A 23,980-nucleotide genomic window follows, 5' to 3' on the forward strand; every position below is an offset into this window, starting at 1 on the left:
CCCGGTTAAAGCCTTATAGAATAATCTACTTATTCCTTAATGATCTTCACTATATTTTCAGAGCTATTGATCCTTATAAGATAAACTCCTGCTGTTAAAGCAGAAAGGTCTGTTTTTTCGTTTTCAAATTTTCCTGATTTTACGACCTGTCCAGACATATTATAAATCTGATAATAATATTCTTTTACAATATCATTTCCTTTAATATACAATATACTCTTTACCGGATTAGGGAATACTTCAAGCTTATTCTGAACGATCTTTTCTTCAACAGTCTTTTTCGCCAAAGTGTTTGTTGCTCTGGCTGTAGAAACTGTAATTACCTGCAGTCTTGGTATTGGTCCGGCTTCATTTGTTCCATCAGTTTTTACTTTTACACAACGGCAACTTGCTCCAAAGTAAGGATCATTATTATCATGAAATGCCTGAATAAAGTTTTGAGGAACTCCACTATCATACTTTTTGAGAAGCAAGTTAATGGGTCTACCATTGAAATTGGAACTCAAGCCTGATGTCCAAAAACCAGTATAAAGGCTTCCATTACTATCTCCTTCAGAAGAGTTAAAATTAGGTGTTGTATTTGTGGTAACACTTCTGTACCCTCTCATTCCTGTAAATATGGCATAGTTACCAATCGTGTAATCATTATTTGGGAACATAAACCCTGCAATTCTTCTCTTTCCAACTCTCACTTGAATTCCAAAATTGTCTGTAATGATTCTATATGAACTTGCAGCTCTATATCCTTTTCTATACCAAGGGCTAAGACCAAAATCTTCCTGTGCTACAGGATTTGAAGGGACTGCAATTACCGAAACGGTTGTTACATCCGGGATTCTCCATCCTTCCGGACAAGGATCAAAAAGAGATTTTTTATCACCTCTTCCCCAACGGTCGGCAGCTAAATTAGGCTCTGAAGCCAGCCAGTCTGAACCTTTTCCGGTAGCATCTAAAGTACTTGGTACCATAAAGGCCAATGGATTTTTCACTGAGTATGATAGCACTTTTGCTATTTTTTCAGAAGGTTTATCTGTAGCTACAACATTCGCATTGGCAGAATTACTATAAGTAGCATAGGGTCTAATATAATTGGTATTATAATTAGATTCAATTAAAGGGGCATAAGTAATGGTCCCGTTTGCAGCAGTAGTTCCTGTCCAGTATTTTACAGCATCTGTTTTATAACGATATTGACCATAATCAATATCTGATGCCGTTCTATAGGTTGGAATAGGGTCTTTTCTTCCCCATTGATAATGAAGTCCGCCAGATAGCATAATTTGTTCCGGAGAGCCTGGCAATGCTGTCTCAGGGTTTAAGTTATCTCCATTAATGGTCGGAAATACTTCTACCGCCCCTAAATTTCTATCCATGATTTCAGTATCCAGAACTTCACTTCTTTTGGCAAAGTTGATATAATTCACGGCGTTAGCATCCGGCTGATCTGTTATATAGCGATTAGATGTAATAGCTGTATTGGTCACCCAGATATGCCAGCTCCAATATACCGGGTTGGTGATACTTCCGTTGTGTAGAGTAACGACAGCATTCCCGCTTTTGTTTGGATTAATGGTTACTTTTATCTTTGAGCTGCTGATTGCAGATATAGAACCCGGCTGATCTACGGAAACCTGCTTAATGAGACCTGTATCCGTTGTCCATAGAACATTTGTTTTTAAATTATCAAAGCTTGTTGCATTTAAAATATCCGGATTATTCAGCAATTGACTCTGAGCTGAAAAAGCTTTACTGATTGGAATTTCAAGAGTAGATTCAGCAGTAGATTTTACTATTGTATAGGTGTTCGGATTATCTAATCCTTCCATATATTGTCCTTCTGCAAAGAAATCTGTAGGGAAATCATAATCGTTCACTACATATAAAGGATCCTTGATACATCTGCAACCATTAGCACCTGAAGTCTCTCCCATAGATAAGGGCTGATAGAAATATCTTCCGTTAATATTAGGATAATTTGAATCCGGAATATCGGGTTGCTCTTTGTCAGGAACCATAAATAATGCTCTGGCTACTATGGATGGGGAGGCATCGAAATGTCTGGTCATAGTTGCTGTCCATAAAGCGGTATGATGCTGATCTGTATACTGACCTTCATGTCTGTTGATAAGCAATTGTCCGGTACCTGGAAATTTACCCATATTAAATCCGCCCACATTGGAAAGATCATATCCTACGTTGGTGTACAGTTTAAATCCTTTCATAAAGTTAGGTGCTCCTGCATCTGTAGGTTTGATGATCTGATACGTATTGGCCTCGAAAGTATTCTTACCCATATTGGTTTTTACCCCTAAAGGAGAAAAGTCAATTCTTATATCATCAATATAAGTCTTTGATCCTGCATTGGCCACTAACACAGAAGGAACCCGCCAACCATTAGGACATGGATCATAAGAAGATTTATTTTTGTAGGGCTGTGCATCATTATCATCCAGATAATTATCTCTATACTTCCCTTCTGAATTATCAGACCATAAATTCAATTCAGAAAGACGATTGCTTCCAAAATCAGGTGATTTCCCAAACCAGTTTAGCATGAGTGTCTTTCCACTGTCATAATAAGCAATATCAGCACTGTTATTCCCGACATAGATAAGGCTTAAAGGATTTTTAACAGCAAGAGAAAGATTATTTCTCACATTTGCATTCGCCAATGGAACAAATTTTCTAAGGGCATCAATTTTAACTGAATTTGTCGTATACTGAGCATTTCTATGTCTTACTCTTCCTATAGAACCTGATACTTCATAAGAGTCATTTCCTTTAGCTGTCAAAGGAGGAATAGGATCTTTTCTTCCCCATTGATAAAGCAATCCTCCATTTTTATTCCAGTTTCCTGAAGTTAAAGAATTACTCATCGCTCCTAAGTTTCTATCCATCCAGCCCCAATCCGAATCCGGAATCAATTCCACCGTTCCATCTTTCTTTTGTCTTTTGAGCCCGGCAAAGCTTTTATAAGTGGAACCATTCGTAGGATCATCTGTCACCCAGATATGCCATGACCAATACACTTCCCCGCCCACTTTTAATGCAATAACGGCATTTCCTTTTTTAGCTTTGTTAACAGGAACTTTTATCTTGGCATCTTCTCCTGAACCTATCATTTCAAGGCTATAATTAGTTCCTGATTTAATCAATCCATGAGCATCTTCCCATAAAACATCTGCAGTTAATGTTCCTGCAGGAATATTAGATCCACCTATATATTTATCCTTCTGCCACATGGCGAAAGCTTTTTTAATAGGAATATAAAGACCGTCCACAGCATTTCCTGTTTTATCTTTTCCTGTAAAAATATAACTATTGGGAGCTTTGGTCCAGTCTGCCACACTATAATCTGAGACAGCATCCGCATTAACCGTAAAACATCCTTGCGAACATTCTGAAGTATCATCATAAGCGGTAGTTGAACCAAAAACGCCAGTATATTTAATGAATTTGAATACTTCTTTTTCAACATCCTGCATAGACCTTTTGGGCTGGTATGAAGTATTAACATCATTCCTTAGCGCACCCACACCATATAAAGTCATTTCTGAGGTATTGGAAATAATAAGGTTTTCAGATCCAGGACCTCTTCTCGCTACATTGTTTGTATATCCGAAATAAGGAGCTCCATAATTGCTTGTACTGCTTGGAGTAAGGTCAATATAGGTTCCATCATTTTTATAGATTCTTAATCCTGTCGTAAGACTTGATACAATCACAACGGGTTCCTGATCCGGAATAAATTCAGATAAACTTTTCCATGTCTTGTTATACATATTAAAGTATCTGCTTTCTATAAAGTTTGGATTCTTCCAATTAAAATACCCCGGGCCATTAGGCTCTCCCGGCCATTGGCTGAATTTCACAAAGAACCCGTTCGCCGAAAATTTACCGGCAAACATATATACAGGGTCATCATAGCTATACAGGTAAGGAATGGGGTGCCCTGCTGCTTCATTGTAAATAAATTCGGAAGTAGCTCCTAAGGTATCACTGACAGCTCCTGTATTAACCAATTTCACAGATTTGCTCCCATTTGCATCTGTTATCAGATCCGATGGCTGAGTTGGCGCAAACACGACATCGTCTTTTTTATTATCCATCAAAACATTGCTCAGCTTATTCCAGGAATAAGCGGAAGTCACCCTGTCTTTTACTCCAATCACTTTTCCACTGCTGTTGGTAAGCAATGATCCTTCTTTTTTAGGAGTTAAAAGCATGGTATATTCATTCTCATCCAGGTCACAGTTGGCAGCAACATAATCATTAAGTTTATAATGATTTATACTCTTATCCCATACCACACTATTAAAATTGCTGAGATTCGTATCTGAACTCAATTCCACTTTTACATGATAAGAACTTTGAGCAGAAGCAGGAAGTTCAAAACGAACCGTAAGAATTTCATTGTACTGGTTATACGAATATAGGGTTTTACACCATCCGGTAACCCAATTACCTTGTGCATCCTTATACTTTACCGAGAGTTTTACATGATCGCTAGTAAAGGGCTTTGTAAGCTTTCCGCTCATTACAACCAATCCTTTCTGATTCACATTCTGATTGATCATAATAAGCGGATCCAGATCATAAGTAAATGGAGCGACAAGAGAGCTAAGCCTGCAGACATCAGGTTTCTCATGAGCTTCCGGAGGCGAAAATTCCCGCGAAAAAGCATGAGTTGACACCACGCAGAATGCTGTTGCCAAAATTTTAGAAATAAATTTTGCTTTCATAAACGTTGTTGTTTGAAAAAATGTGTTAAAACTTGATTATTGTATCCCGAAAAGATGACATCGGGTATAAGAAGAAAGGAAGATGTGAGTGATTTCACTCCTATTTTTGTTCATCATGGTGTATTTGTTTTTTAGTTCAAACCTTGTACAGGTTGGGAATTAATTATCACAAATATATGAAAAACAATACTAGATCATAACAAATTTAACAACAACACATTATAGATATATTTCTATAAAAAAAACGGTAGTAATACCGTTTTTTATTTTATATTTTTAAGCCATATTTTTAATTTTTTCTGAATCGGGGGTTCAAGATATTCTGCCACAAGATAGGCTACAGGAATAACAAGCGAAAAAGAAATAATGGGCAGAAGCCAATAGGGAACAGGAATATGCTTATCTATCTTTACCATCCATGAGATCATCATATTTTCATGCAATAGATAAACAGGATAACTTACGAAACCAACAAACGTGAATAGTCTCATAGAAAAGAAACGTTCCATTTTATCCCAGAATAATGCCCCTATAAAAATAAGAACCAGTATCATAAGATATAAATTTCTCGTCATATCCTGAAGCCTGTACATATAAAACATAGCGCATATTGTGGCTACAACAAATGCATACAGATATCGTTTATCTCTTTCTTTATAGTAAATATAGATTAATGCACCTGAAACAAACCATCCAAAATATACAAAATTCCCAATGTAAGCCTTAAACTTCAACAATTCCAAAGGAAGCAAATGATGGAATTCCAGGATCTGATAGAATACAGCTACCAAATAAATAATAAAGATTCCCAGCAATGCCAGATTTCTTTTAAACAGATAATAAAGCGCTCCAAAAATCACATAAAATTTCACTTCAATATATAAAGACCAGAACGATGATTCCAAAACGGGAAAATCTGTTTTAAAAATACGTTCAAGCAGCCCCTCATCTACGAATAGAATTCCCGGAAGTAGAGATTTAAGCTCCGGAATTCCCAAAGGCCTCTCAGAAAAGAATCCGGCAGTTATATAGATAATTAAAGAACATAGCAACATACTTGGAAAAAGTCTCACCCATCTGTTTTTAATAAACTGGATAAAGCCTGGTGTCTTTTCCATTGACATCAGAATGACAAACCCTGATATCAAAAAAAACAGCTGTACTCCAAGATCTCCATATTTTACCAGGATATTGTCTTTATACAAGCCACCAAAAGGGTAATTTTTCTCCCAAATATAGTATCCGTGGAAAAGAAAAACCAACAATATAGCAAGCCCTCTTAAACCATCTAAAACTAATATTCTATTTTTCTGTTCAGCCATATATAATAAAATAAAAAGTACCTTACGGAAGAATATGGTTATGATAAAGATCTATTGTAAATCTTCCTGCCGTAATATTTTTAAATATGGAGAATACCACAAAGTTAAAAATCACCAAAAATATTATGAAACTGTGTATTGCAGCTCTCATCCCTTTAGAAACCACAAACATTGTATTCGGAATTAAAATATAGGAAAATGCTAGGAAAGTACCTGTTAATCTGGATGAAAAGATAGGGTTATTTCTAAAGATAAAGTAAAAACATATTCCTATTACGGTATAATTCCGGTGGTATTCGTAATAAGGATATTTTTCTTTCATTTTCGTATCAAAAATAAAGAGGAAGGCTGTACAAATCGCTAACATGACTTCCGGAATCCCAAACCCTCCGTTCAGCCTCTCTACGGATTCATTAACATAACCGTTGAAACCATCTACCAATGTGTTTTCAGATGCTATACTTCCCAATAAATCCCCAAAGTAGCGATAAACCTCAAATGGAGAAAGGAATACGGATATCAGAATAAAAATAAGCATCCACATTTTATTCAGTGGAATTCTAGCTACCCAATACATCGGAAGCATCAGATAACAAACATTATGAATTCCTGCTGCGAGATAGATCCACAGAAGATACATCCACAAATTCCGCTCTTTGATATACCGAATGGCCCAATACGCCATAAAACATCCTAAATTTTGTCTGATCTGCCCACTCTCCCCAATGAAGAACCCTGGAATAAAGACAAAAAGTAAAAAGGTAAAAGGATAGTGTGTATTCTCTTCAACAAATTTTGTTTTAAAAAACGTTACAAGTGCCGCAACTACAAAGGTAAGCATGTAAAAGGGCGCATCAAAAATATTGAGAAGAATCTTATTAATCAACACATAGAGCCACTCCTGCTCTACAACCTGAGGCCCTTTTATTGAAAGTGCCGAAAGAAAAATACTCAAATAATCTTTTGTATCTGAATATACATAGATACCTACATAACTTCCATAATCCGGTCCTACATCATCACGAAATCCCGCAATAATAACAAGATATACCGCCAAAACATACAATGCCCCTTTATTCGATTTCCCGGAATACACTTCGTGAAAACTGAAAATCAACATATAGATGATTGCAATGATATAATATGGGTGCAATAAACTCATTAGACGGATAGGGTGTTTTTAAATTGATACGAAGTAAAAATAAATCCCGTAAGAATTAAAGGGATAAATAATCTGACTTCCCAGAAAAGTCCTACCATAGCAATCATTACCAGGTAAGGAATGGCAAAGAACAGATATTTTCTGATCAATATTTTCCCTTCATTATTACACAACAGGTAGCTAAAATATAAACTTAATGCTCCAAACAGAAGACCGCTTATATTAAAAGGACTGCTGAAATTATCCAGGAAATAAATTCCTTCCACAAGAGATACATCCTGATGAATTATCATTCTAAGTCCTACATAAGGAATCATAAAAGCAACCACTAAAAATATAAGCTCTTTAATGAAAGTATAGTCCTTCTTTTTCAATTTTTCAAAATCAATACACACTGCAGCAAAAAAAGAAATATTAAGGCATGAAGTTTCTCTGGTCAACGTAGAAATAAATATTACTGCACATAAAAGAATAAAATCTATATTTTTTCGGTCCTGAAAATATTTCAATGTAAGTAATGCTCCTGAAAGATAAAAGAAAATTGCAATAGAATCACAATTAGTGGGAACATACTGTACAATAACAATAAAAAAAACAGCCAGCAAGTGAATCATTCTCCTAATATTCAAATGTAAAAGAACTCCTGTAGGACTTAATTTAAATAGTGAATGTAAAACAATTGAAGACAGCACAAAAAAGAAACTGTTAATCAAAAAAATACTATGATAAAACAAAGTTCCCTGTTTTAAAAGAAAGTTTTTTAAAAAGGGAAGATAATTATTCACCATGAAGGTTACCCCATTTGTAACATGTACACTCAGATAATTGGGGATTACTCTGTAAGCATATACAGAGGAGAACATAAAGTCTGGAGCCTTCTCCATGGTTTTTAATCTTACATATGAAGATTCAAAGCCATAATAAGACATCGCAAACAGCAAAAACGGGAGTACTGCGACAAATAGGAATCCGTTTATTTTTTCATCATTTTTTGTCAACATATCAAAAACAGATTCTTATTTTTTTAATAATAATTGTGGTTTAAAATACATTTTACCAAAAGGGAACTTTGCAAAAGTAGAATATTTTTTCATTCTGCCTAGAATATTTTGTTGATTTTCAACCAAAACTTATCCTTAAACTATTTTGATGTAATCCTTAAAAATTTAAATTTGCAGACTTGATTCGAATGCAATGCACCGCTTTTTTATATTTTTATACTATCTGATTTCCAGAAACAAAATTCTTTCTGTTTTTACAGCATTGGGAATTGCTCTCTTATGTCTATTCTTTGCTTCAAAGATTAATTTTGAAGAAGATATTAATCAGATCATTCCTAAAAATGAAAAATCCGATCTTACGGCAAAGGTTCTTAAACAGCTTAATTTTTCGGACAAGATCATTGTCATCATAGAAAATAAATCCAATGAAGACAGCTTCCAGCTTTCTGAAACAGCCGATACTTTTCTACAAAAAACAGAGCCTTTACAAAAGTATATTGGCTCAATCCAGGGAAAAGTGAACGATAATGAGATTTCTGAAACCTTTGATTTCGTGAATCAAAACCTGCCTTTATTTCTCAATGAAAATGATTATAAAGAAATTGAAAGGAAACTTCAGAAGGACAGCATTGCCAAACAGGTAGAAGATAATTACATCTCATTGGTTTCTCCTACAAGCCTTGTGACTAAAGAATTTATCAAAAAAGATCCTCTTGGGCTTACTTTTTTAGGAATCAAAAAATTAAATGCACTCAATATCAGCAAGGATTTCAAATTGGAAGACAGCTATATTGTAACTAAAGACGGCAAAAGCCTTTTGCTTTTTATTGAACCTAAAAATAAAAGTAATGATACAAAAACCAATGAAGCTTTTATCGATCAGCTTAATACCATAAAAGACAATCTGAATAAACAGTTTAAAGGGAAAACCGAGATCAGTTATTTTGGTTCTCCTGTCATTGCAGTGGCCAATGCCAAACAGATTAAAAAAGACATTCAGAATACGGTTGTCATTTCTATGACGGTACTTTTGGTTCTGCTTATCTATTATTTCAGGAATTTCTTTACCCCGATCATCGTCTTTCTTCCTACTGTCTTCTCTGTCTTACTGGCATTATTAGTGTTGTACTTTATTAAAGATAAAATTTCTGCTATTTCGTTAAGTGTAGGAGCTATTCTTATCGGGATTACCATAGACTATGCCCTGCATATTCTTACTCATTACAAGCATAATAACAATATTGAGGAACTTTACAAAGAAATTACTCAGCCAATTATTTTGAGTAGCGCTACTACAGCTGTTTCCTTTTTATGCTTGGTATTTGTACGATCTGAAGCATTAAAGGATCTTGGGCTTTTCGCAGCTATTACAGTTATTTTATCTTCCATTACCGCATTAATTATTGTTCCTCAGCTTTATAAACCTAAACATACCAAAGAGAAACTTAGCACCAATTTTATTGATACAATAGGCTCATATCCATACGAGAAAAATAAACCTTTGATTATTGGATGTTCCATAATCATTGTAGCATGCTTATTTGGATTCAGACATGTTGGGTTTAATGAAGACATTGGAGATCTGAATTACATTCCGAAAGAAATGAAGATCAGTGAAGCCAAACTCCAGAAACTATCGGATATTACTTCAAAATCCATTTATACGATTTCTTATGGAAACTCAGAAGAACAGGCTTTGGCGAGAAACTCCCAATTAAATACATTCCTGGAACAAGAGAAAAAAGAGGGTAAAATCCTCAGCTATAATTCTATTGGAAGTATTGTCCTGTCGGAAAAAGATCAGCAAAAGAAAATTGAGGAGTGGAAACGTTTCTGGAATGATAACAAAAAGAATCAAACCGTTTCTGAGCTTATCAGCAATGGAAACAAATTTGGATTCAACAGTTCTGCTTTTGATAATTTTAATGAGGTTTTAAATAAAAACTATTCTACGTTAGGCATCAAAGACTATGAAAAAGTAAAAGCACTTCAGATTTCAGAATTCATGAGCAATGAAAACGGTTTTTATACGGTTTCCAATGTAGTGAAAGTAGATGAGAAAAAAAGAGATGCTTTCATCAAAGATATTGAAAAGAAACATGATGCTATTGCCATTGACCGCCAGCAGATGAATGAAAACTTTTTAGGGTTATTAAAAAGAGACTTCAATACCCTGATTAATTATTCTCTTCTGGCTATCGTCTTAACCATCATTGTCTTCTTCAGAAATTTTGAGCTGACTGTTTTGACCATGTTCCCCATTGTACTAACCGGAGTGGTCACTGCCGGAATTCTTTATTTCTTAGGACTGGAATTAAATATTTTCAGTACGGTAGTCTGTACATTGGTTTTCGGAGTAGGTGATGATTTTAGTATTTTTCTTACCCAGGCTATGCAAAAGGAGCACACAACCGGAAAAAACGAGCTTCCTACTTATAGAACTTCAATTATTTTAGCAGTATTTACCACCATTTTATCCATAGGATCTCTGATTTTTGCCAAACATCCGGCTTTACACTCATTAGCATTGGTTGCCTTGATCGGAATGTTCTCCGTGATTATCATCACTTCTACCCTATATCCATTCTGGTTCAGATTATTAATCACCAACAGAGCAAAAAAAGGACTTTCACCAATAACATTCAGATTATTGATCGTCTCCCTCTTCAGTTTTTTATATTATGGGCTTGGAGGCATGATATTTTCAGCCATAGGAAGTTTCTTTGTGAAAAATTCAAAGGGTAAAACGCTGAATATTATCAAAATTATTTTGGCTAAGTTTTTAACTTCTGTTCTTTATTCGAATCCATTTGTAAAGAAGAAGGTCATTAAAAATCCGAATGAGAACTTCAGTAAACCGGCAGTCATTATTGCTAATCATACCTCTTTCCTGGATACATTAGCTATTGCAATGGCCACTCATAAAATCATTTATTTAGTCAATGATTGGGTATACAAATCTCCGGTCTTCGGAAAGCTGGTAAGAGCACTGGGCTTTTATCCGGTTTCCCAAGGGATTGAAAACGGAATGGATAAATTAAAGGAAAAAATAGCACAGGGATATTCTCTTGTTGTTTTCCCTGAAGCAGAACGTTCTTATACCAATGATGTGAAAAGATTCCATAAAGGAGCCTTCTATCTGGCGGAACAGTTTGAGCTGGATATTCTTCCTTTGTATATTCATGGAAACTCTGAAGTACTTCCGAAAGGAGATTTTATTATCTATGATGGCAGCATTATTGTAAAAGTAGGAAATAGAATCAGTAAAGATGATATAAGCTTTGGTAAAAACTATTCTGAAAGAACGAAAAAGATTAATGCGTATTACAGAGAAGAATTTGCTCAACTGAGAGAAGAGATTGAAGACGAAAATTATTTTAAAAAGCCATTATTATTAAGCTATCTATATAAAGACAATGAAGTAGTAACGGAAGTAAAGAAAGACTTCAACACCAATAAATCAGCTTATTTTGAGCTGAATAAACACATTCCTGCCGATGCCAACATCCTGCATATTGCTGATGATTTTGGACAAAAAGATGCTTTACTCACCCTATATCAGGCCAGTAGAAGAATTTTTTCAAGGATTATAAATGAAGATAAAAGAGCAACTGCTTCTCATAATTATCTGGTAAAAAGGAGAAAGATCAACTATATAAAGGATGTGTCTGAAGTAACGAAAAGCATTGATGTTCTCCTGATTTCGGATGATAATTTTGATCTCAATGAAATTCAAAATCTTCCTGAAACGATCATTTTTATCAATACCACAAAAACGGTAATAGAAAATAAAAATTATATATTAGAATTTAGTTCTGAATCATTAAAAGTATTTAAAACTAAATAATAAATATGAAAAACATATTTTTGTAAACGCTAAAAAGATTCCATGAAAAAAAATATACTTGTCATATATTATTCTCAAACCGGTCAGCTGGAGGATATTATGAGAAATATTGCCAAGCCTTTTGAAGCTCAAAAGGAAGAATACGATATTACCTATTATAATATTAAGTTGAGGGAAGACTTCCCTTTTCCTTGGCCGGGTGATGTTTTTTTCAACACTTTTCCGGAATCTTATTTACAGATCCCCAAAGAAATTGTTCCCCCTTCAGAAGAAATACTGAACAAAAAGTATGACCTCATCCTGTTCGGATATCAGGTTTGGTATCTCACCCCCTCTATCCCGATCATTTCATTTTTGAAGAGCGGCTATGCAGAGCGCATCCTTAAAGACACGCCTGTAGTTACCATTTCCGGAACAAGAAATATGTGGATGCTCTCACAGGAAAAGCTGAAAGTATATTTAAGAGATTTAAAAGCCCAACTTATCGGAAACATTGCATTAGTAGACAGACATGACAATTATACCAGTGTACTGACTATTCTTCGCTGGCTGACTACAGGGCAAAAGGAAAAATCCGGCATGCTTCCGGCAGCAGGAGTTTCGGATGAAGAAATTTCAGGTTCGGTAAAATATGGAGAGATTATCAAAAAGCATTTTAAAAACAATGATCTGAACAATTTACAACCGGATCTTGTAAAAAATGGAGCCGTCGAAATCCGCCCGTTTTTAGTACGTGTAGAAAAGGTAGGGAACAAGATTTTCACAGTATGGTCTAATCTGATTATCAAGAAAAAAGAGAAACGTCCATTGCTGATAAAATTCTTTAAGGTATATTTGATGGCAGCGATATGGATTATCTCACCAATCGTTTTGGTATTACACCTGCTTACAACCCCTATATTTTGGTTTAAAAGACAAAAACAAAAAAGATATTTACAAGGAATTAATTTAAAATAGAATGTACGACGTATTTATAACAAAAGCTTCAAAATATTTACCCAATGAACCGGTATCAAATGAGGAAATGGAGACATATCTTGGGCTTATCAATGACGCACCTTCTAAAGCCAGATCACTTATTTTAAGAAATAATAAAATCACGACAAGATATTACGCTTTAGATAAAGAAGGAAACCCTACGCATTCCAATGCGCAGCTTACTGCCAAGGCAATTGAAGGACTTTTTGATGATAATTTCAAGAAGGAAGATATGAAGTTACTATCCGTAGGCACTACTTCTCCTGACCAGATTCAGCCCTCACATGCTTCTATGGTTCATGGTGAACTGAACATCGGGAAATCTATTGAAATCAATACTGCCACCGGACTTTGTAACTCAGGAATGAATGCCCTTAACTACGGATTCCTCTCAGTACGAGCCGGTGTACAGGAAAGTGCTGTATGTGCGGGTTCTGAAAGAATGTCTGCATGGATGACCGCCGATAAATTCAACCATGAAGCTGAAAATTTAAAATTATTGGAAGAAAGACCTATTATCGCTTTCAAAAGAGAATTCCTTAGATGGATGCTCTCTGATGGAGCTGGTGCTTTTTTACTAGAAAATAAACCGAGAGAAAACGGGATCTCTTTAAGAGTGGAATTCATCGATTTCTATTCTTATGCCCACGAAATCGAGGCATGTATGTATGCAGGATGTGAAAAACAGGAAGACGGAAGCTTAAAATCATGGGCAGATCATCCATCTGATGCATGGTTAAAAGAATCTATTTTTGCCATTAAGCAGGACACTAAAATCCTGGATAAATATATTCTGGTAAAAGGAGCCGAAAGTTTAAGAGCTTCTTTTGACAAACACAATCTTGATCCTGAAAAAATTGACCATGTATTGGCTCATATCTCTTCAGGATATTTCAAAGATGGATTGAAAGAAGAATTTGCTAAAAAAGGAATGGACTTCCCTGCTGAAAAATGGTTCTACAACCTTTCTGACATCGGAAATATCGGTGCCGGATCTATCTTCGTAGCATTAGAGGAACTCATGAACTCCGGAACATTGAAAAAAGGAGAAAAAATACTTCTTTGCGTTCCTGAGAGTGGAAGATTTGCCTATTCTTGTTCTTTATTAACAGTCTACTAATGGAAAACAGACTGCCAACATCCGATAAAGATTTTGTACAAAGTCTTATTCCGCAACGTGCACCATTTGTAATGGTACATGAATTATCAGAATATTCTGAAAGCCACCTTATTTCCGGATTTGAAGTAAAGGAAGACAATCTATTCATTCAGGATGGATTTTTTCAGGCTTCCGGATTGATTGAACACCAGGCACAAAGTGTAGCTCTTCATACAGGGTACAAGTATCATTTACTTGGAAAAGATGCTCCTACCGGATACATTGGAGCCATCAAATCTTTTGAAGCCACAATATTACCTAAAATTGGGGATCAACTGAAATCTGAAGTAACCATCCTCAATGAAGTAATGGGAGTAACACTTGTAGACATCATTACTAAATTAAATGGTGAAGTGATTGCAAAATCTCAAATGAAAACCGCTGTAAAATAATTTTTAATGGAGATCAGGGAAGAAAATATCATCAATATACACCACTTTTTACCGCATCGCGAGCCGATGCTGATGGCAGACTATATCCTGGAACTGACCAAGGAAAAAGTAGTAACTTCCTTTGAAATAAAAGAAAACAATATCTTTGTTCATAACAATGAATTTGTAGAAGCCGGATTAATTGAAAATCTGGCCCAAACCTGCTCATCTATCCTTGGACAAAGCTTCTTCGAAAATCCGGAAGCAGATACCAAAGTGATAGGCTTTATTACCAATATCAAAAAGATTGAGATATTCGGACTTCCCAAAGTAAATGACAAAATCATTTCAAAAGCATCATTGATTTCCCAGTTTGAAAATATCTGCCACATCTTCTGCGAGACCTTCAACAACGAAGAATTGTTGATCAGAGCAGAGATTAACCTGTTTATTCAGGAGGTAAAATCGTAAAAAGAAAGAAAAAGACTATAAAAGCTGTACATTTTGTGCAGCTTTTTTGTTTTATAAGGATTGATATATTCTTTATTACTTTTAATACTATGATCGCAAAAGAAGCACTGATTATTTTTGATTGAGGGTTGTTACCTATAAAACAATTAGATTTTGGCTAAAGCCCACCTCTATTGAATTAAAACCCAATAAATTTATCAAAGGCTTCTCTTGCTGAGTGAAACGCCTTTACGATCAAAAGTCCCCATAATGAATGATCCTTTGCGAACTATTGCACTAAAAAATAGAATCCTTTAAAAAAACCATAAATCATTGTGACTATTTGTGGAGTTATGGGTGACATTTGTGTTTAAAAAATGTCATATTTCACGTGAAACATTCTACAAATCCGTGGAACATTCACTATCAGACAAATACCCTTATTCAAACAAAAAAGTGGAACATTTCTGCTCCACTTTACCTATTATTAAAACTAAAATATTAGTATCCGAAGATCTCTTCAAGTGATACCTCCTGGAATTGTCCCATTTTATTGATAGATTCCATATTCAGGTTTTCTTTCTTACCGATAATTGCTGTATTATATTGTACAGGTTTCACTTCTGTATTGTAGAATCCTGTCAACTGAGGTAATGTCAATCCTTGAATCTCAGCATACGTATCTTTTCTCAGGTCATAATCAACTCCTAATTTTTTCAAAGCTAACTGGCTAAAGAAAATATTAGTTCTGTTGATTCTGTTAGAGGCAATCTGCTTCAATGCTGAACCTCTTGCATTTTCAAACTGCGTTGGGATTTGCGGTAATTCAGCCATTAGCTCACTCATTGCATTTACAGCTAAAGGAAGTTTGTTAGACTGCGTTCCAATATAATTGGTAATATAGTTAGCATGTCCTTTTTCTGAAGCATTGGCATAAGAAACATATGCAGAATAAGCTAAAGACTTACTTTCTCTGATTTCCTGGAAAACAATAGAAGATAATCCTCTTCCGAAATACTCATTGAAAACATTAGCTTTACCGAAGTTACTCAGGTTTACAGAACTTCCTTTCGCTACTTTAGCCATTTCCATCTGTACCATGTCATAATTGGTGAAATATACGTTTCCTGTTGTGGCAGGTTCTGCATATTCCTTAGCTTTTGCCGGTTGCAGACTTACATTGGTAATATAAGGTTTTACAGCACTCTCCATACCTGCCTGGTCTTGCCCGTAAAGCAATACCTGATAAGGATATTGGTTCAGTGTTTTTACCTTTTTCATTAATTCTGCAGCATCAATACTTTCAAGGCGGGCTTTAGAAATAACATCCGTCATTCTTGAGTCTTTCCCATATTTTGCATAGTTGGAAAGAGCACCCATAATTCTTACTTTATCCTTTTTAGCGACCTCTCTGGCTTCAAGAATTGTTTTTACAGTTTGGCTGTAAATAGCTTTATCCGCTTTTACGTTGGTCATCCAGTGATTCATTAGCTCCACTCCTTTCTTCATATTACTTTCAAGTCCTGATAAAGTAACAGTAGTTTGATCATTAGAGGTTCTGAAACTGTAAGAGATTCCTAGCTTATAGAACTCTTCCTTCAATTGCTCCGGAGTATATTTATCTGTTCCAAGGTATTCGAAAAGAGTTCCAGCTAACGAAAGTTCCTTATCATGATCTGTTCCGAAAGGGAAAACGTAGCTTACCTGGGCAATCTCATTGTATTTATTCTTTACAAAGCTTACCGTTTTATCTTTTACCTTTGAGGTCTGAATTGCTGTCTTATAATCGATAAATTCTGGTTTGATCTCAGTAACCTTAGTATTTAAAATATCTTTAAGGAAAGGTGATTGAGCCTCTCTGTTCAGCTTAATAGGAGTAATTCCTGGGTTTTCAACACGAACAAGCTTGTCATTCACTCCTTTTTCTTTGTAAACTACTACATAGTTATCCTTAAAGAAATCATTTGTAAACTTCACCACATCAGCTTTAGTGATCTTTTCATACTGGTTGATCTCATCTAACTCCTGTTCCCACGTTCTTCCTTTAATATAAGAATCATAAAGCTCAGTAGCCAATCCATCAGCGGTTTCCCAACCTTTCATACGCTGAACTTTTTTGTCATTGACGATAGCTTTCAGCATCCAGTCAGCGAACTGTCCTTTTTTAACAAGATCAAGCTGATCTAATAATAACTTCTTAGCTTCATCAAAACTCTGTCCTTCTTTAGGAGTTACTACTAGCGCAAATGTTCCATACATTTTGAATGGAGATTCGTACGCTCCTGCCCCTAAAGTTTTTTGCTTTTGATTGATGTTAAGGTCAATCAAACCAGCATCTCCTCTATTGCTCAATATTTCAGCTACAACATCTGCCAGTCTAGCCTCCTGGCTTCCATAAGAATCAGTTCTCCATGCCATGGTCATTCTTGGTGTAGATGGGCTTTTTACAGTTCTGGAAACAATCTGAGTCATTGGCTCCTCTGTGACCATCTTTTTCATCGGAAGCTCCTTGTATTTGAAAGCACCGAAATATTGGTCAACTAATTTTATAGTTTTGTCAAAATCAAGATCTCCAACCAATACAACCGCCATGTTATTAGGCACATAATACGTATCGAAGTACTTGTGAATTGCAACCATAGAAGGACTCTTCAAATGTTCAGAAGTACCGATAGTCGTTTGCTGTCCGTTCGGGTGTTTTGGGAAAAGAGCTTCCATTAATGCATAGTTTACCAAACGGCCATCATTATCCTGCGCTCTGTTATATTCCTCATATACTGCTTCCAATTCAGTATGGAAAAGACGAAGTACCAATTCTGAGAAACGTTCCTTTTCAACTCTTAACCATTTTTCAAGCTCGTTAGATGGAATATTGTTTTTATATACCGTTTCATCCAACCAAGTATGAGCATTCGTTCCCGTAGCTCCCAAAGAAGAAATGGCTTTATCATATTCATTGGCAATCGCAAATTTCGATGCTTCCTGAGATACCTCATCAATTCTTTTGTAAAGTTCTTTTTTCTTTACCGGATCCTTCTCCGCTTTATGCTGCTCATAAAGATCAGAGATCTGCTGTAATACAGCTTTTTCCTTTGCCCAATCCTGAGTTCCCAAGTGAGAAGTTCCTTTGAAAACCATATGCTCTAAGTAGTGAGCCAATCCCGTATTATCACTCGGATCATTATTGGATCCCGTTCTTACCGGAATATAAGTCTGGATTCTCGGAGCATCTTCATTTTTTGCCAGATAAACCTTTAATCCGTTTTTTAGGGTATATACTCTTACCCCTGCCTGGTCGTTCTTTACGGTTTCATAAGTATAGCCCTGGGCATCTGTTAGTTTTTGAGTATCGAATTTCTGAGCCATAGCACTAAGCATGCAGAAAAGCGAAACAGAAATAAAAAATTTCTTCATAGTGGTTATTTAATTTTATATTCAAATTTCTAATCCATTAGTCTTATGATATGAGGTACTTGTTACAGTTTACCTAATTATAAACATCCTTCATAAGTATTAACAGTATTTCTTAAGATTTCATTACATCCTATTAGTTAAACATCCTTACCGTAAAAACAGAAAAAAACAAACATTTTTCTCAATATGTGAGATTACAAAACGATTCCACGCCTCATTAAACGAAGAAAAACGGCAATCAGTTCTATCATTAAATTTTGAACAAAAATTTATACAGCCTTTATTTCAAAGCAATCTTATGATCAAATCAGGTATAATTTTCATATTATGTATTTTCACTATTTTAGCCACCTGATTAAAATAATCAAAAACAGATGAATCCTATTTCATCCGGAACCTAAAAAAATTAAACATTATTCAGATGAAAAAACAAAACCTGCCTCAAGACGAAAGTAATCTGAAATCCGCCAACATGACAGAAGTATTGTATGTAACGGATGAAAATGATAATTATACCACCGCAAACAGTACGGGCTGGGATGCAAAAAAGGCTGCTTTGGATGAATCTATGGAATTGATCTATGAAAGAATTGAAGAAGCAAAGCAAAACGTTGCCAATAATACAGTAAGCCCTATCGTTTATTTTATGGAATTTAATAAAATGGACTTAGGAGTACTGGCCTCTTATGTAGGAATGTGGCAATGGAGGGTAAAAAGACATTTTAAACCCAACGTATTTAAAACACTAAGTGAAACTGCGCTGAAAAAATATGCCGATGCATTTGGAATTTCAGTCCATGAACTAAAAAACTTCGACGGGAAATAAATAAAGTGATTCGTTCCATTTTATTTACCTATGAAAAAGATATAAACTGCAAATGAAATTAAACTTTGAACACCATCAGACTGCACATTGCGAAAACGGTGTTGCTTCTAATCTACTGCTTAACAGAGGACTAAAATTAAGTGAACCTATGATTTTCGGGATCGGTTCAGGATTATTTTTTGTCTACCTTCCCTTTTTAAAGGTGAATTTCGCTCCAGGCTTCAGCTATCGTCCGATGCCGGGTGCTATTTTCAGTAAAGCAGCGAAAAGATTAGGAATTAAAATAAAAAGAGAAAAATTCTCCAATCCTCTGGATGCCCAAAAAGCATTAGAAAGAAACTTAGAACAAAATATACCTACAGGACTTCAGGTAGGTGTTTTTAACCTTACTTATTTCCCTGAAGAATATAAATTCCATTTTAATGCCCATAATCTTGTTGTATATGGTAAAGAAGATGGAAAATTCCTTATCAGTGATCCGGTAATGGATTACACCACAACCCTTACGGAAGCAGAACTGGAAAAAGTAAGATATGCTAAGGGAGCGCTTCCTCCAAAAGGACACATGTACTATCCTATTTATATCCCAGAAGATGTTCATTTGGAAGAAGCTATAAAAAAAGGAATCAAAGACACCTGCAAAAATATGCTGGCTCCGGTACCATTGATTGGAGTAAAAGCCATGAGATGGGTGGCAAAAAGTATCCCGAAATGGGCAGAAAAGAAAGGAACAAAAGTAACCAATCATTATCTGGGTCAATTGATCAGAATGCAGGAAGAAATCGGAACAGGAGGTGGCGGATTCAGGTTTATTTATGGAGCATTCCTTCAGGAGGCAGCTGTTATCCTTAAAAATGATGAACTAAAAGAACTTTCAAAAGAAATCACTTCTATTGGTGATCTTTGGAGAGATTTTGCGGTAGATATCGCCAGAGTGTATAAAAATAGAAACTCTAAAAGCAATATTTACAACGAATTATCGAAGACAATGCTTCATATTGCAGATTTAGAAGAAGCTTTCTATAAAAAACTGAGAAAAGCGATCTGATATGGCAGAGAATATGATTGAGATTAAAAATCTATATAAAAAATACAAAAATTCCGACGAATTTTCTGTGAATGATATCTCTTTGAATATCGACAAAAATGAGATCTATGGAATTCTTGGACCCAACGGAGCAGGGAAAACCACTTTGATTTCCATGCTTTCGGGATTAATTAAGCCTACTTCAGGACAATTCACAATCAACGGGCTGTCTCCACAAAAAGACAGTTTTAAGATCAGACAGATCACAGGAATTGTTCCTCAGGAATATGCTCTTTATCCTACCCTGACAGCCAAAGAAAATTTAATGTTCTTCGGAAGTTTATATGGTTTAAAACATAAGCAACTTACCAAGGCCATTGACGATTCCCTGGAAATTATGGGACTTTCAAAATTTGCCAATAAACAGGTAGGACAGTTCTCTGGAGGAATGAAACGCCGTTGCAACCTCATTGCCGGAACTCTTCACAATCCGAAAGTTTTATTTTTAGATGAACCTACCGTGGGAGTAGATGTACAGTCTAAAAAAGTAATCATTGATTTCCTTTTAGAACTGAATAAAAACGGAACATGCATCATCTATACTTCCCACCATCTTTCTGAAGCAGAAGAATTCTGTACCAAGATTGCTATTATTGACCGAGGGAGAATTCATGCCGTGGGAACTCCTGAAGAACTAGTTTCACAAATTGCCTATGCAGAAAACCTTGAAGATGTTTTCATTTCATTAACCGGAAAAGAATTAAGAGATGTTGTTGTATAAACTGTGGAGAAGTTTTATTAAAGAAATTCTTCTCCTGAAAAGAGATATCGGAGGAATTGTCATTATTTTCGTCATGCCGTTACTTTTGATTGTAACCATTACCCTGATTCAGGATTCTACCTTTAAAAACCTTGAAGGTTCTAAGATTCCAATCATTTTCATTGATAATGATAAATCCGAGGTTTCCAAAAATATAAAAGGCGAACTGGAAAATAGTAAAACATTCCAGCTGCTAACGAATTTCAATGAAAAATCAGCACAGGATGCAGTATTTTCTGGAGACTACCAGATGGCGATCGTTATCCCTGAAGATCTTACGAAAGATTTAAATTCCAATATCGATTCCAAAGTTCAGGCGATTGTAAGTTCATTTGGATTGGAAGGTGATTCTGCAAAAACGAAAATAGAAACTCCGAAAACCAAAGAGATTCATTTGTATTTTGACCCGGCGACCAATGCAGGATTCAAAAACTCAGTGATGAACTCAGTGAACAAAATGGTTTTTGAGATCGAGAATAAAAAAATCTATAAAGCTTTCCAGGATCAGTTAGGAACAACGGAAAATCTTGAGGAAAATAAAAACCTCATCAGTTTCAAAGAAATCACTCCGAAAAAAGGAGAAATGGACGTTATACCGAATTCTGTTCAGCACAATGTCCCTGCCTGGACGCTTTTTGCCATCTTTTTCATTGTAGTCCCTTTATCCATTAATCTTGTAAAAGAAAAAAGCCAGGGAACAAGCGTAAGAGCGAGAATAAGCCCTACTCCTTACTTCGTTCATATCTTAGGAAAGACATTTACCTATCTTATTATCTGTCTTATTCAGTTCTTACTGATGGTGGCTGTAGGGATCTATCTTTTCCCCTATATGGATCTTCCGGCGTTTGATGTATCCGGAAAAATGTTCCAGCTTGTCACGGTAACCTTATTTGCAGGACTTGCAGCTATTGGATTTGGAGTATTGCTGGGAACCATTGCAGACACTCAGGAACAATCAGCGCCTTTTGGAGCTACATCTGTGGTAGTATTAGCCGCAATTGGAGGAATCTGGGTTCCGGTATTTTTAATGCCTGAATTTATGCAAACTGTAGCCAAGTTCTCTCCTATGAACTGGGGATTGAACGCATATTATGATATTATTTTAAGAAACAGTGGAATCGGCGGGATTGCCAAAGAGCTTGTATTCTTATTTTTATTTTATCTTGTCACCGTATCCATTTCTATTTTTTACGAAAGGAAGCTTCATAATATTTAATCTATTTATTACTAATATTGTCAGGAAGTTTCTGACATCCATAAAAACAACACTCAGGAAGAAAAGCATGCAGTCTAACGAAAATATATTAACCTGTACTGAAGAAGTAAGAGTACGATTCAACGAGACAGACCCGCTGGGAATTGTCTGGCATGGTCATTACATCGTTTATTTTGAAGATGGAAGAGAAGCCTTCGGACGCCAGCATGGCCTTACCTACCTTGATATTCAGAATGCGGGATATGTAACGCCTATTGTAAAAAGCACCTGCGAACATTTTCTGCCTTTAAAATATGGAGAAACCTTCAGAATTGTAACCACTTTTGTTAATTCTGTTTCTGCCAAGCTTATTTATAAATATGAGCTTTTCAATCAGGAAGACAAATTGGTATGCAGTGGAGAAACCATTCAGGTGTTTTTGGACAGCAACGGAAGTTTATGTCTGTACAACCCGGAATTTTTTCAAGCTTGGAAAGATAAAATGGGACTATCATGAAGAAAGAAACTTATATCACAGACTACAATTGCGTCACTCCCCTTGGTTTTAATGTAGATTCTAACTGGAGGGCACTTTTAGCCGGAGAATCTGGAGTTGCTTTACATAAAATTATAGAAAGTCAGGATGCTTTTTATGCCTCCGGGATCAATTCTGAAAAACTGAATAAAGAATTTGGTAGAATTTTCGATCAAAATAGCCATCAGGAATTTACAAGGCTGGAAAAAATGCTCCTACTAAGCATGAAACCACTTGTTGAAAAGCATAATATAACTGAATACACCGCTCTTATTCTTTCTACAACAAAAGGAAATATAAGCTTATTAAAAAATCAAACTGAATTACCTGAAGGCGTTTATCTATCACAATTAGCACAAAAGATTGCGGACTTTTTCGGTTTTAAAACCCAACCTATTGTTGTTTCCAATGCTTGTGTTTCTGGCGTAATGGCTATTGCCGTAGCTAAGAATATGATTCAGGCAGGGAAATATAAAGATGCTTTTGTAATTGCAGGGGATGAAATCACAGAATTTGTAATTTCCGGCTTCAATTCATTTCAGGCTATTGGTTCAGAACCTTGCAAACCTTATGATAAAAACCGTAACGGAATCAATATTGGGGAAGCGGCAGCAGCAGTTTATATCACTGCAGAATCTTCCGAGAATGAAAAATTCAGTTTTAAAGTATTGGGGGATTCAGCCATCAATGATGCCAACCACATTTCCGGACCTTCCAGAACGGGAGATGGTCTATACGGAAGTATCCGAAATGCAATGATAGAAGCGAATGTCTCTGCAGAACAAATTGATTTTATATCTGCTCATGGAACAGCAACATTATACAACGACGAAATGGAAAGTATCGCCTTCGGAAGAATGAATCTTCAAAACGTTCCTTTAAACAGTATGAAGGGCTATTATGGGCACTGCCTGGGTGCTTCCGGTCTTCTGGAAAGCATTATTTCTATGGAAAGTGCTCTTCAAAATACCTTGATCCCCTCTAAAAATTTTGAAGAAATGGGAGTCTCTCAACCGTTGAATATTATCAGAGAAAATCAGACTGCAACGATTAAATATATTTTGAAAACAGCTTCTGGCTTTGGAGGCTGTAATGCGGCGATTGTTTTGGAAAAATGCTAAAATGAATATG

The 23,980-nt window shown here is 35.7% G+C and carries 16 protein-coding genes; 11 read left to right on the forward strand and 5 right to left on the reverse strand.

Annotated features, from left to right (window positions below; translation table 11 throughout):
• Positions 1-29 precede the first annotated feature (29 nt).
• The 4 genes from EL260_RS24360 to EL260_RS24375 all read right to left on the reverse strand — a co-directional run bounded on the left by EL260_RS24360 (position 30) and on the right by EL260_RS24375 (position 8,227).
• A complete protein-coding gene (locus EL260_RS24360) occupies positions 30-4,742 on the reverse strand; it encodes a T9SS type A sorting domain-containing protein (RefSeq protein WP_123858100.1) in 4,713 nt (1,570 codons plus the stop codon).
• A 263-nt stretch (positions 4,743-5,005) separates the two neighbouring features.
• On the reverse strand, positions 5,006-6,064 hold the full coding sequence (locus EL260_RS24365) for an acyltransferase family protein (protein WP_123858101.1): 1,059 nt from the start codon (positions 6,062-6,064) through the stop codon (positions 5,006-5,008).
• Between the two features lie 22 nt (positions 6,065-6,086).
• Entirely contained in the window at positions 6,087-7,226 is a 1,140-nt protein-coding gene (locus EL260_RS24370) for an EpsG family protein (protein WP_123858102.1), read from the reverse strand.
• Complete coding sequence (locus EL260_RS24375; protein WP_123858103.1) at positions 7,226-8,227, reverse strand: hypothetical protein; 1,002 nt, start codon at positions 8,225-8,227, stop codon at positions 7,226-7,228. Before EL260_RS24375 ends, EL260_RS24370 begins: the two co-directional genes overlap by 1 nt.
• Positions 8,228-8,420: 193 nt before the next feature.
• Between EL260_RS24375 and EL260_RS24380 the strand changes: the two genes are divergently transcribed.
• From EL260_RS24380 to EL260_RS24400, 5 genes are read left to right on the forward strand one after another with little or no spacing between them, the layout of a single operon-like run.
• Positions 8,421-12,074, forward strand: a complete 3,654-nt coding sequence (locus tag EL260_RS24380; protein WP_123858104.1) for an MMPL family transporter — start codon at positions 8,421-8,423, stop codon at positions 12,072-12,074.
• 42 nt (positions 12,075-12,116) lie between these two features.
• Positions 12,117-13,031, forward strand: a complete 915-nt coding sequence (locus EL260_RS24385) for a dialkylrecorsinol condensing enzyme DarA (protein WP_123858105.1) — start codon at positions 12,117-12,119, stop codon at positions 13,029-13,031.
• Between the two features lies 1 nt (position 13,032).
• Positions 13,033-14,172, forward strand: coding sequence for a beta-ketoacyl-ACP synthase III (locus EL260_RS24390; protein WP_123858106.1), 1,140 nt, complete (start codon positions 13,033-13,035; stop codon positions 14,170-14,172).
• Positions 14,172-14,603 carry a hypothetical protein gene (locus tag EL260_RS24395; protein WP_123858107.1) on the forward strand — a complete coding sequence of 144 codons (432 nt, stop codon included), beginning with the start codon at positions 14,172-14,174 and terminating at the stop codon, positions 14,601-14,603. The genes EL260_RS24390 and EL260_RS24395 overlap by 1 nt, the downstream gene beginning before the upstream one ends.
• A gap of 6 nt (positions 14,604-14,609) precedes the next feature.
• The gene (locus EL260_RS24400; protein ID WP_123858108.1) at positions 14,610-15,053 is read left to right on the forward strand and encodes an ABC transporter permease; all 444 of its coding nucleotides are present in this window, start codon (positions 14,610-14,612) and stop codon (positions 15,051-15,053) included.
• 480 nt (positions 15,054-15,533) lie between these two features.
• Here the strand turns inward: EL260_RS24400 and EL260_RS24405 are convergent, their stop codons facing one another.
• A complete protein-coding gene (locus tag EL260_RS24405; RefSeq protein WP_123858109.1) occupies positions 15,534-18,446 on the reverse strand; it encodes a M16 family metallopeptidase in 2,913 nt (970 codons plus the stop codon).
• 421 nt (positions 18,447-18,867) lie between these two features.
• Here EL260_RS24405 and EL260_RS24410 point away from each other — a divergent pair, with 421 nt between their 5' ends.
• The 6 genes from EL260_RS24410 to EL260_RS24435 all read left to right on the forward strand — a co-directional run bounded on the left by EL260_RS24410 (position 18,868) and on the right by EL260_RS24435 (position 23,970).
• Complete coding sequence (locus EL260_RS24410; protein ID WP_123858110.1) at positions 18,868-19,272, forward strand: hypothetical protein; 405 nt, start codon at positions 18,868-18,870, stop codon at positions 19,270-19,272.
• 52 nt (positions 19,273-19,324) lie between these two features.
• On the forward strand, positions 19,325-20,320 hold the full coding sequence (locus tag EL260_RS24415; RefSeq protein WP_123858111.1) for a BtrH N-terminal domain-containing protein: 996 nt from the start codon (positions 19,325-19,327) through the stop codon (positions 20,318-20,320).
• Position 20,321: 1 nt separating this feature from the next.
• Positions 20,322-21,080, forward strand: a complete 759-nt coding sequence (locus EL260_RS24420) for an ABC transporter ATP-binding protein (protein WP_123858112.1) — start codon at positions 20,322-20,324, stop codon at positions 21,078-21,080.
• Positions 21,067-22,335, forward strand: a complete 1,269-nt coding sequence (locus tag EL260_RS24425; protein ID WP_123858113.1) for an ABC transporter permease — start codon at positions 21,067-21,069, stop codon at positions 22,333-22,335. Before EL260_RS24420 ends, EL260_RS24425 begins: the two co-directional genes overlap by 14 nt.
• Positions 22,336-22,402: 67 nt before the next feature.
• Complete coding sequence (locus EL260_RS24430) at positions 22,403-22,831, forward strand: acyl-CoA thioesterase (RefSeq protein WP_123858114.1); 429 nt, start codon at positions 22,403-22,405, stop codon at positions 22,829-22,831.
• Entirely contained in the window at positions 22,828-23,970 is a 1,143-nt protein-coding gene (locus EL260_RS24435) for a beta-ketoacyl synthase N-terminal-like domain-containing protein (RefSeq protein ID WP_123858115.1), read from the forward strand. The genes EL260_RS24430 and EL260_RS24435 overlap by 4 nt, the downstream gene beginning before the upstream one ends.
• The last annotated feature ends 10 nt before the right edge of the window (positions 23,971-23,980 follow it).

The organism is Chryseobacterium nakagawai, from assembly GCF_900637665.1.
GTDB lineage: Bacteria > Bacteroidota > Bacteroidia > Flavobacteriales > Weeksellaceae > Chryseobacterium > Chryseobacterium nakagawai.

Coding starts and splice junctions, on each gene's coding strand:
- EL260_RS24370 (WP_123858102.1), bottom strand. CDS start 7,226: ATGAGTTTATTGCACCCATATTATATCATTGCAATCATCTATATGTTG.
- EL260_RS24375 (WP_123858103.1), bottom strand. CDS start 8,227: ATGTTGACAAAAAATGATGAAAAAATAAACGGATTCCTATTTGTCGCA.
- EL260_RS24420 (WP_123858112.1), top strand. CDS start 20,322: ATGGCAGAGAATATGATTGAGATTAAAAATCTATATAAAAAATACAAA.
- EL260_RS24405 (WP_123858109.1), bottom strand. CDS start 18,446: ATGAAGAAATTTTTTATTTCTGTTTCGCTTTTCTGCATGCTTAGTGCT.
- EL260_RS24400 (WP_123858108.1), top strand. CDS start 14,610: ATGGAGATCAGGGAAGAAAATATCATCAATATACACCACTTTTTACCG.
- EL260_RS24395 (WP_123858107.1), top strand. CDS start 14,172: ATGGAAAACAGACTGCCAACATCCGATAAAGATTTTGTACAAAGTCTT.
- EL260_RS24365 (WP_123858101.1), bottom strand. CDS start 6,064: ATGGCTGAACAGAAAAATAGAATATTAGTTTTAGATGGTTTAAGAGGG.
- EL260_RS24430 (WP_123858114.1), top strand. CDS start 22,403: ATGCAGTCTAACGAAAATATATTAACCTGTACTGAAGAAGTAAGAGTA.
- EL260_RS24390 (WP_123858106.1), top strand. CDS start 13,033: ATGTACGACGTATTTATAACAAAAGCTTCAAAATATTTACCCAATGAA.
- EL260_RS24385 (WP_123858105.1), top strand. CDS start 12,117: ATGAAAAAAAATATACTTGTCATATATTATTCTCAAACCGGTCAGCTG.
- EL260_RS24415 (WP_123858111.1), top strand. CDS start 19,325: ATGAAATTAAACTTTGAACACCATCAGACTGCACATTGCGAAAACGGT.
- EL260_RS24425 (WP_123858113.1), top strand. CDS start 21,067: ATGTTGTTGTATAAACTGTGGAGAAGTTTTATTAAAGAAATTCTTCTC.
- EL260_RS24435 (WP_123858115.1), top strand. CDS start 22,828: ATGAAGAAAGAAACTTATATCACAGACTACAATTGCGTCACTCCCCTT.
- EL260_RS24360 (WP_123858100.1), bottom strand. CDS start 4,742: ATGAAAGCAAAATTTATTTCTAAAATTTTGGCAACAGCATTCTGCGTG.
- EL260_RS24380 (WP_123858104.1), top strand. CDS start 8,421: ATGCACCGCTTTTTTATATTTTTATACTATCTGATTTCCAGAAACAAA.
- EL260_RS24410 (WP_123858110.1), top strand. CDS start 18,868: ATGAAAAAACAAAACCTGCCTCAAGACGAAAGTAATCTGAAATCCGCC.